Here is a 12209-nt window from a genome sequence, read left to right on the forward strand (position 1 = left end):
AATGTAGTGGCGGGCTATGCGTGGTCGGCGAGAAGGCCGGTCACGGGAACCCATTCCGTGGTGCGGGTGCCGGAGATGACGCCGGCGGAGGCGAAGGGGTCCTGCTTGAGAATGTCGTTCAGGGCGTTCTCGTCGGCGGCTTTGAAGATCAGCAGGGCTCCGGCGCCGTCACCGTAGGGTCCGCTCGCCAGGAGTACCCCGTCCTGGGCCAGCGCCGCGGTCCATTCGCGGTGCGAGGGGCGGCTGGCGCTGCGGGCTTCGGAGGATTCGGCGTCATACACGTACTCAACAGCAAAAACAGTCATACAGATACCCTATCCCGCGGCTGCCCTAGCCGAGGAGCACCACCTTCGTAAAGGCCGCAACGCCGGCAGCCCACAGCATCGACGAAAGGGTGCCAATGATGAACCGTTCGGCGGCAACCGGCGTCTCCTTGAGTTCGGCAAAGCGTCCCAGGCCTTTGATGGCCACCACGTAGGCGATGGCCACAGGCTGCCCTGCGAGGATGGCAAGGCACACTGCCAGCCGTTCCAGCACCCCAATGATGGCCCCGCCCCGCAGGATCCGCGTGGCGGGTTGTTCCGCCGGCGCAGCACCCGGCACCGTAATATCGCCGTTCACGGAGTTCCCGGGGGCCACCGTTCCTCCAGGCCCGGCCGGGCTTGCACGGTCCACGGTGACATCGGCGGACGGGTCATCCGTGCTGGCGGCCGGACCGGCGGCGGCGTCGGCTTTGTCATCGATCGTGCGTGCGAGCCTGAACACGAGGGCCGTCACCGGCCAGCCGACGAAGCCTGCCGTCAGCAGGGCCAGGGCGATCCAGAGTGCGTTCACCGTTCTCCTCGGTTGGGTGCTTCCGGGCCGGATGCTTCCAGAACCAGCCCATGCGCGGTGGCCAGCAGCATTTCCACTGCGGGTCTCGCCGCCCATTCTTCCTGCCAACCGGACCTGATGATGGCCCGGCTCACCGATTGTTCGCTGATTCCCAGTTCCTGCGCCACCTGCTTCTGCTGCCCGTGCCGGCCGGGATCTCGCCCGTTCCGGGCGCGCAGTGCGTCCACCACGCGCCATTGCGCCTCGGTGCGCTCTTGGACCAGCCGCCCCACGAGGCGCAGGACGGCTTCGGCGTTGGCGCACGCCCTGGCTCCGGCTTCATCGCCACGCGCTTTAGCCCCAGCGCGCGGGACACCGCCGGACATGACGGCCAGCGGAACGTGGCTGGCCGCAGCCTTGGCCCGGTCCACCGCCTGCCGCGCCGCAACGAAGGCCGCCCCTGATCCTTCCCGGGGGCTTTCGGGCAGCGGCTCATTCACGGACCCGATGCCGATGCCCACATACCAGAGGCCGCTGCGGAGCGCGTGGAGCGCCACTTCCACCACATCCCCCGGTTCACTGAGGACGCCCTGGACCTCATCGCCCACCGAGCGTTCAAAGCGGCCGCCTGTCGGGCGCAGGCCGTCCGTCAGGCGCAGCCCCTCAAGCAAGGCGGGTACCCGGTCTATGTCGGTGCTGCTGCCGCGCTGGTCAATGGTCAGGACGTACATGTCACAACCGTAGTCGGCTGATTCCCAAATATCAATCATTAACAGCTGATAAACAGAAATCAGCCGCGAAAAGCTGATAATCGGGAATCAACCGAAAAAGGTCAGCCGAAGAGATTGACGGGCTTCACGATGTCCGCATAAATGAGCAGCGCGCCCATCCCCATCAACAGCACGGCCACCACATAGGTCACAGGCAGCAGTTTGGCGATATCGAACGCGCCCGGATCCGGTTTGCCGAAGAGCTTCGCCACGCGGCGCCGGGCTCCTTCGTACAGCGCCCCTGCAACGTGGCCGCCGTCGAGAGGCAGCAGCGGCACCAGGTTGAAGACCGCGAGAGCGAAGTTCAGGCCGGCGAGCAGCCCGACCAGCGCGGCCAGCCTGGACTGCACCGGCACCTCTTCCATCGCCGCAACCTCGCCCGCCACCCGGCCCACGCCGACGACGCTGATGGGGCCGTTCGGATCCCGGGGCTCCTCACTGAACGCGGCCTGCGCCACGCCTGCAACCCGCGCGGGGAGGTTCAGGATCACGCCGGCAATCTGGCGGATATTCTCTCCCGCCATGGGCAGGACGGACGACGCCGGCTGGGCAACCAGGGCGGTCTGCGCACCGATGCCGAGGAAGCCGACGTCCTGGTACATGGGCTTGCCCTGGTCGTCCTTTGCCTGCCGTCCGTCTGCGCCGACGACCGGACGCGACGACAGCACCGGGGTGACCGTTGTGTTCACCGTTGCGCCGTCCCGCTCCACAGTGATGCGCACCTCCCGGCCGGCGGATGCGCGGATCCAACCGGTGAGCTCAGCCCAGTCAGTCACGGCCTTGCCGTCGAACGAGGTGATGACGTCGTTCGGCTTGAGGCCGGCGGCGGCGGCGGGCGTGAGCTTGCACGCTGCGGAGTCCGGATCGACCGTCTCCCCCGCCTTGACCTGGCATTTCGAAACGTCGGCGACCGTCGTCGTCGGCTCGGCCAGGCCAAAGCCCATGAGCATCACAGCGGTCAGCACGAGACCGAGCAGCATGTTCATGGCCGGCCCGCCGAGCATCACGACGATTTTTTTCCAGACCGGAAGCCGGTAGAACAGCCGGTCTTCGTCGCCCGGCTGCACCTCTTCATGGGCCATGGACCGTGCCTCGGTGGCCAGCGTCTGGAACATGCCGGTGCTGGAGGGGCGCACCGAACCGTCGTCCTTGTTGGGCGGGTACATGCCGATCATCGACACGAAGCCCCCCAGTGGCAGGGCCTTGAAGCCGTATTCCGTCTCACCCTTTTTCCTGGACCACAGCGTGGGGCCGAACCCGATCATGTACTTGGTGACTCGCACCTTGAACAGTTTGGCGGGAAGCAGATGGCCCACCTCATGCAGGGCAATGGAGGCGGCGATGCCCACCGCCACGAAGGCCACACCGAGGATAAAGAGAATAACGGGACTCATGCTTTGATCTGCTGCTTCCTAGAGACTGCTCACTGCTAAACGTTCGTGGGTGCGCGCGCGTGCCCACCTTTCAGCATCCAGCACGGACTCGACCGTTAGCCGGGAGGAACCCGGATGTTCGCTGAGGACAGCTTCGATGGTATCCACAATGTCGGTGAACCGGATGCGGCCGCCATGGAACGCCATGACGGCTTCCTCGTTGGCCGCGTTGAATACAGCAGGGAACGTGCTCCCCTGCCTGGCCGCGTCCTTGGCAAGCCTGACGGCGGGGAATGCGACGCCGTCGAGTGGCTCGAAGGTCCAGCTCGTGGCCTGGGTCCAGTCACACGGCGACGCCGCGTTCGGAACCCGGTCCGGCCACCCCAAGCCGAGGGCGATGGGCAGACGCATGTCCGGCGGCGAGGCCTGGGCGATGACGGAGCCATCCACGAACTGGACCATGGAATGGACCACGGACTGCGGATGAACCACGACGTCGATACGGTCAAGCGGAATGTCGAACAGCAGGTGAGCCTCGATCACTTCCAGCCCCTTGTTTACGAGGCTGGCAGAGTTGGTGGTGACCATCAGGCCCATGTCCCAGGTGGGGTGCGCGAGGGCTGCCTCCGGGCTGACGCCTGCAAGCTGTTCGCGCGTGCGGCCGCGGAACGGACCGCCGGACGCCGTGAGGATGAGCCGGTCCACCTCGGCGGCGGAGCCTGAGCGCAGGCATTGGGCGATGGCGGAGTGTTCGGAGTCCACGGGCACAATCTGCCCGTCCGCGGCGGCGGCCTTGACGAGCGAGCCGCCAACGATCAGGGATTCCTTGTTCGCGAGCGCGAGTGTGGCTCCGGCCTCAAGGGCGGCGAGCGTCGGCGCCAGGCCGATGGAACCGGTAATGCCGTTAAGCACAACGTCGGCATCCATGGCCGCGATCCTGGTGGCGGCGTCCGGGCCGGCGATGATGTCCGGCCGGTAGGACGAAAGACCTGCCGAACGGGCGGCATCGTCGATCAGTTCCTGGAGCCGGCCCGGGTCGCCGGAGGCGATCCCCACTGCCAGGGCGTGCGTATGGACCGCCTGACGCGCGAGGAGTTCCAGGTTGCCGCCGCCCGCGCTCAGCGCCACCACCTCGAAAAGGTGCGGGGCGCCGTCGACGACGTCAATCGCCTGGGTGCCGATGGAACCGGTGGATCCGAGGAGGACGATTCTGCGCATTGCTTAAGTATCCCGCACCTCCAGCCGACGCCGGATCCAGCCGTTTGCCAGAAACGGCCACTCCTGGAGCCTGTGCTGCGGCCATTTTTGGCAATCGGTCGAGGATCTTGACGCGTTTCTTGCCGTGAGTAACGTGGAAGCGTGGACTGGGCCGCGTGGCTTGACTGGTTTAACGCGCCGGACTACGAATTCGCCCGGCAAGTGCTGCAGCGTGGCGTAGCGGCACTGTTCTTCGTCGCGTTTCTTTCATCGCTGAACCAGTTCCCGGCGCTGCTCGGCGAGCGCGGACTCCTGCCCGTGCCGGATTACCTGGAAGCGTTCACCAGGCTGCGCCGGCCCACACTGTTCCGCTGGCGCTATTCAGACCGGCTGCTGCGGGCGGTCTGCGCGTTGGGGATGGCCATCTCCGCCCTTCTGGTTGCCGGCCTTCCGCAGCTCGGTCCCCCGTGGCTGCCGCTCATAGCCTTCCTGGCGCTGTGGCTGCTGTATATGTCGATCGTCAACGTGGGGCAGACGTTCTACGGTTTCGGCTGGGAGATGCTGCTCCTCGAGGCGGGCTTTACCGTGGCGTTCCTTGGCTCGAACCAGACCGATCCGCCCCGGACCATCCTGCTCCTCGTGGCCTGGCTGGTGTTCCGCCTGGAATTCGGCGCGGGCATGATCAAGATCCGCGGCGGCCGCGAGTGGCGGGACCTCACGGCGCTGTACTACCACCACGAGACGCAGCCGATGCCCGGTCCGCTGAGCCGGCAGGCGCACCTTCTGCCCAAGCCGCTCCACCGGATGGAGGTGCTGGGCAACCACTTCGCCCAGCTGGTGGTGCCGTTCTTCCTCTTCGCCCCGCAGCCGATAGCCAGCGTCGCTGCCGGCATCATCATCTTCACCCAGCTCTGGCTCGTGGCCACCGGCAATTTCGCGTGGTTGAACTGGATCGCCATCGTGCTGGCCTTCGCGGCGGTCAGCGATCCGGTGGCGCATGCCGTGCTGCCCGTCCTGCCGCTGGACTGGCACGCGGCCGGCGGCATCGAGCAGCAGACGCCGCTGTGGTGGCTGGCCATCACGCTCGCGGCGACGGTGCTGCTCGTGGTGCTCAGCTACTGGCCCATCCGCAACCTGTTTTCACACCACCAGCTGATGAATGCCAGTTTCAACCGCTGGCAGCTCGTGAACACCTACGGCGCGTTCGGCACGGTCACCAAGCAGCGGATCGAGGTTGCGGTGGAGGGGACCCTGGATGAGGAACCGGACGATGCCGCGGACTGGAGGGAGTACGGCTTCAAAGGCAAGCCCGGAGACGTGCGCCGCCTGCCCCGGCAATACGCCCCCTACCACCTGCGGCTCGACTGGCTCATGTGGTTCCTGCCGCTCCGGACCGTCCATGAGGAGTGGTTCTACGCGTTCCTGGCCAAGCTGCTGGAGGCTGACCGGACAATGCTGCGTCTGTTGCGCCATGACCCGTTCGACGGCGAGCGCCCCCGCTGGGTGCGCGCCCGCACCTACCTGTACCGCTTCTCCAGCCGGGCAGAGTTCCGCGAGACCGGCCAACGCTGGATCCGCACGCCGCTGTACGAGGCCATCCCGCCGCTTTCGCTGCGGCACGCGCCAGGACGGCGGCAGTAGCAGGGCGGGAAGTAAATGCGCTTAGGTGCTGACGCCGGCGCGCCTGATGGTGGATTCCGCATGCCTGAGGATGGGCCCGTCGATCATCTTGCCGTCGTACTGGAATACTCCGCTGCCCGCCGCGTTTGCTGCGTCCAGCAGTTGCCGGGCCGCGGCAACATCCGCTTCGGACGGGGCGTAGGCACCCCGCACCACGGCCACCTGGGTGGGGTGGATGCACGCCTTCGAGCTGAATCCGGAAGCCACGGCATCACGGGCCTCGGCCCCGAGGCCCTCAAGGTCCGGGATGTTGACGTACACGGCGTCCACGGCTTCCTTGCCGAAGGCCCCTGCCGCCAGCAGCACCGACGACCGGGCGTGCAGCGCCACGGCGCGGTAGCCGCCGTCGTCCGTCCTGCTCGAGGTGCCGCCGAGGGACGCGAGGAGGTCCTCCGCTCCCCACATCAGGCCCACCACGTTGGACGCGGCGGCGATGGCAGGGGCGTTAATGATCCCGGCCGCCGTTTCGCACAGGGCAATGACGTGGAAGCCCTCCAGGGCCCGCAGCTGCTCCGCGCTTTCCGTCTTGGCGAGCATCACCGTGCGGTAGGGCGTATGCGCGAGGCAGTGGAGGTCCTTTTCGAAGTCCTCAGTGCCGGCCGGGTTGATCCGGATGATGGTCCGCGTGGGTTCAAGCTCGGGGACATCGCCTTGGGCACCAACCTGGGCGAGGATTGCGCCCCTGGCACGCTTTTTGTCTGCAGGGGCCACCGCATCTTCAAGGTCCAGGATGACGGCATCGGAGCGCTCAGCGGCTTTCTGGAAGCGTTCAGGGCGGTCGGCAGGGCAGAACAGCAGGGCAGGGCCCATGACGAAACTCATGGCTTCATTCTCCCCCTTGAACCGGGTTCTGTGCCGCCTCCGCCTGCAGATGCGCCTCCCGGGTCCACATCAGGCAGCTGCGCGTCGCCAGGGCCACCACCGCGCCGTCCTGGTTGCGGCCCGTGTGCTTCATGGTGACAATTCCCTGCCCCGGGCGGGAGCCGGAGAGCCTTTTTCCGGTGATGACGGTCTCGGTGTACAGCGTGTCGCCGTGGTACAGCGGACCGGGGAAGGACACGTCGGTGAGTCCCAGCTGCGCGATGATGGTGCCCTGCGTCAGTTGGGCGACGGACTGCCCGACGACTGTCGCCAGGGTGAACATTGAGTTCACCAGCCGCTGCCCGAACGGCTGCCCCGCGCTCCACGCCGCGTCCAGGTGCAGGCCCTGGGTGTTCATGGTCATCGTGGTGAACAGGACATTGTCCGTTTCCGTGACCGTCCGGCCCGGGCGGTGCGCGTACACGACGCCCTCCTCGAGTTCCTCGAAGTACAGCCCGCGCTGCTCGATCACGCGGGGGCCGCCGGTAGTTGAGCCTGTCGAAACCCCGTCAGCACTCCTTTCAGGATGCGCCGTCATACGGTCAGTTCCTGGTCTTCCTCAAACAGCTCGGCGCCGGTGGCCGCGGCCACGTCCTCGACGGACACGTTGGGGGCCAGCTCGCGCAGCACCAGCCGGGACGCCTCGCCGTCAGCGACCACGTCAATCACCGCGAGGTCGGTGATGATGCGGTCCACGCAGGCCTTCCCCGTCAGGGGCAGCGTGCACTGCTCGACAATCTTCGGCCTGCCGTTCCGGTCCACGTGCTCCATCATCACAATGACCTTCTTGGCTCCGAACACCAGGTCCATCGCGCCGCCCATGCCCTTGACCATCTTGCCCGGGATCATCCAGTTGGCCAGGTCCCCGTTGGCGGCCACCTCCATGGCGCCAAGCACGGCAACATCGACGTGGCCGCCCCGGATCATGCCGAAGGACAGCGAGGAGTCGAAGAAGGCCGCCCCCTTGTTCACGGTGACGGTTTCCTTGCCCGCGTTGATGAGGTCAGGATCGACCTCATCCTCGCTGGGGTAGGGCCCGACGCCCAGGATGCCGTTTTCCGAGTGCAGTACGACCTCCACCCCGGCAGGGATGTAGTTGGGAATCAGAGTGGGCATGCCGATGCCCAGGTTGACGTACTGCCCGTTGCTGAGCTCCTGGGCGACCCTCGCCGCCAGTTCGTTGCGGGTCCAGCCCTTGCCTTCAGGGTGCGACGTCGCCGCACGGTATTCGTGGCGGACGCCTTCGGGGCGGGGCGGTGCCCCCGGCGAGCTGATCGACTCCATGGCTACGCTCCTGCCTGATTGGTGGTGCCGGACGTGGGGGTGCCTGGGGCAGAGAGTGCCACAGTCCGCTTCTCAATGCGCTTCTCGCCCTGCGGCGCCACCACGACGCGCTGGACGAAGATTCCGGGAAGGTGCACGTGTTCGGGGTCCAGCTCCCCCGGTTCCACCAGCTCCTCGACCTCGGCAATGGTGATCCGCCCTGCCATGGCGCACAGGGGGTTGAAGTTCATGGCCGTGGCGTGGAAGACCAGGTTTCCGTGCCGGTCCCCTTTCCAGGCGTGGACCAGGCCGAAGTCGGGTGCAAGGGACTCCTCAAGGACGTAGTCCACCCCGTTGAAGCTGCGCACCTCCTTTGGAGCGGAGGCGACAGCAATGCCGCCGTCGGCGTCATACTTCTGCGGCAGGCCGCCCTCGGAGACCTGCGTGCCGACGCCCGCTTTCGTATAGAACGCGGGGATGCCGGCACCGCCGGCGCGCAGCTTTTCGGCGAGCGTTCCCTGCGGGGTCAGCACCACCTCGAGTTCACCGGCAAGGTACTGGCGGGCGAACTCCTTGTTCTCCCCGACATACGAGCTGACGGTCCGCCGGATGCGCCCGTCCCGGAGCAGTATTCCGAGGCCCCAGTCGTCAACCCCGCAGTTGTTGCTCACCGTTTCCAGCTCCCTGGTGCCGGCACGGTGGAGCGCATCGATGAGCGCCACCGGGATCCCGCACAGACCAAAACCCCCGACAGCCAGCGAGGCGCCGTCGGAAATATCGGCCACAGCCTCGTCGGCGCTGGCAACAACCTTGTCAATCATCATTGATCCTTTCAGGTCCCGACAGACTCGGCCACCGGGCCGTTTAGAGCCCGAGTTCCCGGGCGATCAGCATCAGCTGAACCTCCGTGGTGCCCTCCCCGACTTCAAGGATCTTGGAGTCGCGGTAGTGGCGTGCCACGGTGAACTCGTTGATGAAGCCATAGCCGCCGAATACCTGGGTGGCATCCCGCGCATTGTCCATGGCCGCCTCGCCTGCGACCATCTTAGCTATGGCCGCCTGGGTCTTGAACGGCTTGCCTGCAAGCATCCGGGCGGCCGCGTCGTAGTAGGCCAGGCGGGCCGTGTGGGCCCGTGCCTGCATCCGGGCAATCTTGAAAGCGATGGCCTGGTACTTGCCGATGTTGTTCCCGAAAGCGCTGCGGTCCTTGGCGTAGCGGACCGAGAGATCCACGCAGCCCTGCGCGGCGCCGGTGGCCAGGGCGGCGATGGCGATGCGCCCCTCATCGAGGATGGACAGGAAATTGGCGTAGCCGCGGCCCTGCACGCCCAGGAGGTTGGCTTCGGGAACGCGGACGTCCTTCAGCGTCAGGGGATGGGTGTCCGAGGCGTTCCAGCCGACCTTGTTGTAGGCCTTCTGCGCCGTGAAGCCGGGGGTGTCGGTGGGCACCAGGATTGTGGAGATTTCCTTCTTGATGCTCCCGTCCTTGCGCTCCTGTTGGCCCGTTACCGCAGTCACGGTCACGAGCCGTGAGATGTCCGTCCCCGAGTTGGTGATGAATTCCTTGTTGCCGTTGATGACCCAGGTCTTTTCATCTCCGGCGCCCTCCAGCCTGGCCGTGGTCTTCGTCCCTCCGGCGTCGGAGCCGGCCTCCGGCTCGGTCAGCCCGAACCCTGCGAGCGCTTTTCCGGAGGCGAGCAGCGGCAGCCACTCCTCCTTCTGCGCCTCGGTTCCGAAGCGGTGCACCGGCATGGCGCCGAGGGACACGCCGGCTTCCAGGGTGATGGCCACGGACTGGTCAACGCGGCCCAGCTGTTCCAGTGCGAGGGCAAGAGCGAAGTAGTCCCCGCCCATGCCGCCGTACTCCTCGGGGAACGGCAGCCCGAACAGCCCCATGTCCGCCATCTGCGAGACCACCTCGTACGGGAAGCTGTGTTCTTCATCGTGCTTGGCCGAGACGGGCGCCACGACCTCGTCGGCAAACTCGCGGACGGTGTTGCTGAGGTCCTGGTACTCCTCGCTGAGCTCAAAATCGGCCATAGCTAGGCTCCCTTACGTTCATTGGCTGGATCTGGGGTGGGTGGTTCGCCGTTGCGCGAGGCCCCTTCGGCGTGGATGGTAGCCAGCACCTGGTCTGCCTTGACCAGGTCCCCGGTCTTCACCGCGATGTGCACCGTGCCGGGCACTTCCGCCAGGAGCTGGTGTTCCATCTTCATGGCCTCCACCGAAAGGAGTACCTGGCCCGCCGTTACGGCGTCGCCGTTATCCACGGCGACCGAGACGACGGTCCCCGGCATGGGCGAGCGGACTTCGGGATCGGCCGCGCCGACTTCCCGCTCGACGGCGGCCAGCACGCGCGCGAGCCGGGCCTCCCGGCTGAGCACTTCCAGCCCGCAGCTCCAGCCGTCGCTGCCCACATGGACGGTCTGCGGGCGGCCCTCCGGGTGGCGGCCCTCTGGATGGTCCTCCCGCTCGTACCCCAGGGCGAAGATCCGCTCCTGGCCGTCGACGTCCAGGCGTATGGATTCGCCTGTCAGCCCCAGGACGCGGACCTCATGGTCAGGCCCGTCGTCGACGCGGACCAGGGCATGGCCGAGGTAACGGTCACTGAGCCACGTGACGGCAGTGGTGGCAATGGCCCCGCCGGGGAGGCCGAAGCTGATCCTCCTGGGAGCGGCCCGGCCCAGCCGCCAGCCGCGGACACTGTCCCAGGGAGAGGCGATGCCGCCGGGGCCCTCATCGCGGACCCAGAACTGCATGGCTGCCGCTATGAGCTCCGCATCGCCGGCGGTCCGAAACGACATCCCTGGCATTTTGCGGTCGATCAGCGTGGTGTCCAGGTGGCCGGCCCGGACGTCCTCGTCGTTGATCAGGAGCCTGAGGTATTCCACGTTCGTTCCCACCCCCAGGACCGTGTACCGGGCCAAAGCGGCGTCCAGCCTGTCGAGCGCCGACTGGCGGTCCTGGCCCCAGGCGATGACCTTGGACAGCATGGGGTCGTAGTCACTGGAGATATCCAGGCCCTGCAGCAGTGAGGAGTCGATGCGGACGTGCCGGTCCGCCGGAGCCCCGGCCGCTGCATCGGCACCGGCATCGGCCAGCGCGGCAAAGACTGTGCCGTGTTCGTCGAGCAGGACCACTTCGCCGGACGACGGCAGGAAGTTCCGTTCCGGAATTTCGGCATAGACGCGCGCCTCAACCGCGTGGCCGTCCAGCGCGACGGCGTCCTGTGCCACGGTGAGCTCCCCACCGGCGGCGATGCGCACCTGCCACTCCACGAGGTCCACTCCCGTGACCATTTCGGTTACGGCGTGCTCCACCTGCAGGCGGGTGTTCATCTCCATGAAGAAAAACTCGTCCGGGGCGTTGTCCGAGACGAGAAACTCGACCGTTCCCGCCCCGGTGTAGTGCACGCTGCGGGCCGCCTGGCAGGCGGCTTCACCGATGCGCGCACGCGTCGCGCCGTCGTCGTTCAGGGATTCCAGCAGCGGCGACGGTGCTTCCTCGATCACCTTCTGGTGCCGGCGCTGCAGGGAGCATTCGCGCTCGCCGAGATGGATGACGTTGCCGTGGGTGTCCGCCAGGACCTGGACCTCGATGTGGCGGGGAGCAGCAACCAGGCGTTCCAGGAAAAGCGTGTCGTCGCCAAATGCGCCGGCTGCAACGCGCCGGGCGGTGGCCAGGGCGGCGGGGAGGTCTTCCGGGCGCTCCACGATGTGCATGCCTTTGCCGCCGCCGCCGGCTGACGGTTTGATCAGCAGCGGAAAGCCGACGCCGGCGGCAGCCTCGACCAGTTGGCTGTCCGTCAGGCCGGGCATGGCGATGCCGGGAACAACCGGGACCCCGTAGCCTGCAACGTGGTTCTTGGAGCGGATCTTGTCCCCCATGACATCCAGGGACTCGACCCCCGGACCGATGAAGGCGATGCCGGCCGAGGCCAGCGCGCGGGCGAACTCGACGTTCTCGCTCAGGAATCCGTAACCGGGGTGCACCGCCTGGGCTCCGCTGTCTTTGCAGGCACGGATGATCGCCTCGATGTTGAGGTAGCTCTCCGTCGCGGCTGCCGGCCCGATCCGAACGGCGGCATCTGCTTCCCGCACGTGCCGGGCACCGGCGTCGGCATCGCTGTAGACGGCGACCGACCGGATACCCATGGCACGCAGGGTTCTGATCACCCGGCAGGCGATCTCGCCGCGGTTGGCCACCAGCACGGTGTGGAACAGATTGGCATTAACTGGATTGGTCACGGCTG

12 protein-coding genes are annotated in these 12209 nt (G+C 66.8%); 1 reads left to right on the forward strand and 11 read right to left on the reverse strand.

Annotated elements, in window-relative coordinates; translation table 11 throughout:
- Positions 1-14: 14 nt before the first annotated feature.
- From ACIP90_RS06440 to dxr, 5 genes are all read right to left on the reverse strand, one after another.
- Positions 15-305 carry a YciI family protein gene (locus tag ACIP90_RS06440; RefSeq protein WP_400577855.1) on the reverse strand — a complete coding sequence of 97 codons (291 nt, stop codon included), beginning with the start codon at positions 303-305 and terminating at the stop codon, positions 15-17.
- A 25-nt stretch (positions 306-330) separates the two neighbouring features.
- Positions 331-834 carry a hypothetical protein gene (locus ACIP90_RS06445; protein ID WP_400577857.1) on the reverse strand — a complete coding sequence of 168 codons (504 nt, stop codon included), beginning with the start codon at positions 832-834 and terminating at the stop codon, positions 331-333.
- Positions 831-1544 (reverse strand): MarR family transcriptional regulator, encoded by a 714-nt coding sequence (locus ACIP90_RS06450; protein WP_400578304.1) that lies wholly within the window; start codon positions 1542-1544, stop codon positions 831-833. The genes ACIP90_RS06445 and ACIP90_RS06450 overlap by 4 nt, the downstream gene beginning before the upstream one ends.
- A 101-nt stretch (positions 1545-1645) precedes the next feature.
- Positions 1646-2977 (reverse strand): M50 family metallopeptidase, encoded by a 1332-nt coding sequence (locus ACIP90_RS06455; protein ID WP_400577859.1) that lies wholly within the window; start codon positions 2975-2977, stop codon positions 1646-1648.
- Between the two features lie 18 nt (positions 2978-2995).
- Positions 2996-4174 carry a 1-deoxy-D-xylulose-5-phosphate reductoisomerase gene (dxr, locus tag ACIP90_RS06460; RefSeq protein ID WP_400577860.1) on the reverse strand — a complete coding sequence of 393 codons (1179 nt, stop codon included), beginning with the start codon at positions 4172-4174 and terminating at the stop codon, positions 2996-2998.
- A 141-nt stretch (positions 4175-4315) separates the two neighbouring features.
- On the opposite strand from dxr, the gene ACIP90_RS06465 reads away from it, so the two are divergent.
- Positions 4316-5794 carry a lipase maturation factor family protein gene (locus tag ACIP90_RS06465; protein ID WP_400577862.1) on the forward strand — a complete coding sequence of 493 codons (1479 nt, stop codon included), beginning with the start codon at positions 4316-4318 and terminating at the stop codon, positions 5792-5794.
- A 21-nt stretch (positions 5795-5815) separates the two neighbouring features.
- On the opposite strand, the gene ACIP90_RS06470 is transcribed toward ACIP90_RS06465, so the two are convergent.
- From ACIP90_RS06470 to ACIP90_RS06495, 6 genes are read right to left on the reverse strand one after another with little or no spacing between them, the layout of a single operon-like run.
- Positions 5816-6655, reverse strand: coding sequence for an HpcH/HpaI aldolase/citrate lyase family protein (locus ACIP90_RS06470; protein WP_400577863.1), 840 nt, complete (start codon positions 6653-6655; stop codon positions 5816-5818).
- 4 nt (positions 6656-6659) lie between these two features.
- The gene (locus tag ACIP90_RS06475; protein WP_400577865.1) at positions 6660-7232 is read right to left on the reverse strand and encodes a MaoC family dehydratase; all 573 of its coding nucleotides are present in this window, start codon (positions 7230-7232) and stop codon (positions 6660-6662) included.
- Entirely contained in the window at positions 7229-7978 is a 750-nt protein-coding gene (locus ACIP90_RS06480) for a CoA transferase subunit B (protein WP_400577868.1), read from the reverse strand. Before ACIP90_RS06480 ends, ACIP90_RS06475 begins: the two co-directional genes overlap by 4 nt.
- 2 nt (positions 7979-7980) lie before the next feature.
- On the reverse strand, positions 7981-8778 hold the full coding sequence (locus ACIP90_RS06485; RefSeq protein ID WP_400578306.1) for a CoA transferase subunit A: 798 nt from the start codon (positions 8776-8778) through the stop codon (positions 7981-7983).
- Between the two features lie 43 nt (positions 8779-8821).
- Positions 8822-9997, reverse strand: coding sequence for an acyl-CoA dehydrogenase family protein (locus ACIP90_RS06490; RefSeq protein WP_400577869.1), 1176 nt, complete (start codon positions 9995-9997; stop codon positions 8822-8824).
- Positions 9998-9999: 2 nt separating this feature from the next.
- On the reverse strand, positions 10000-12204 hold the full coding sequence (locus ACIP90_RS06495) for a biotin carboxylase N-terminal domain-containing protein (protein WP_400577872.1): 2205 nt from the start codon (positions 12202-12204) through the stop codon (positions 10000-10002).
- Between the last annotated feature and the right edge of the window lie 5 nt (positions 12205-12209).

This window comes from Arthrobacter sp. NPDC093139, assembly GCF_044754165.1.
GTDB lineage: Bacteria > Actinomycetota > Actinomycetes > Actinomycetales > Micrococcaceae > Arthrobacter.

Excerpts from the sequence above, each read along its gene's own strand:
- ACIP90_RS06440 (WP_400577855.1), bottom strand. The coding sequence starts at position 305 with ATGACTGTTTTTGCTGTTGAGTACGTGTATGACGCCGAATCCTCCGAA.
- ACIP90_RS06475 (WP_400577865.1), bottom strand. The coding sequence starts at position 7,232 with ATGACGGCGCATCCTGAAAGGAGTGCTGACGGGGTTTCGACAGGCTCA.
- ACIP90_RS06480 (WP_400577868.1), bottom strand. The coding sequence starts at position 7,978 with ATGGAGTCGATCAGCTCGCCGGGGGCACCGCCCCGCCCCGAAGGCGTC.
- dxr (WP_400577860.1), bottom strand. The coding sequence starts at position 4,174 with ATGCGCAGAATCGTCCTCCTCGGATCCACCGGTTCCATCGGCACCCAG.
- ACIP90_RS06490 (WP_400577869.1), bottom strand. The coding sequence starts at position 9,997 with ATGGCCGATTTTGAGCTCAGCGAGGAGTACCAGGACCTCAGCAACACC.
- ACIP90_RS06455 (WP_400577859.1), bottom strand. The coding sequence starts at position 2,977 with ATGAGTCCCGTTATTCTCTTTATCCTCGGTGTGGCCTTCGTGGCGGTG.
- ACIP90_RS06485 (WP_400578306.1), bottom strand. The coding sequence starts at position 8,778 with ATGATTGACAAGGTTGTTGCCAGCGCCGACGAGGCTGTGGCCGATATT.
- ACIP90_RS06450 (WP_400578304.1), bottom strand. The coding sequence starts at position 1,544 with ATGTACGTCCTGACCATTGACCAGCGCGGCAGCAGCACCGACATAGAC.
- ACIP90_RS06470 (WP_400577863.1), bottom strand. The coding sequence starts at position 6,655 with ATGAGTTTCGTCATGGGCCCTGCCCTGCTGTTCTGCCCTGCCGACCGC.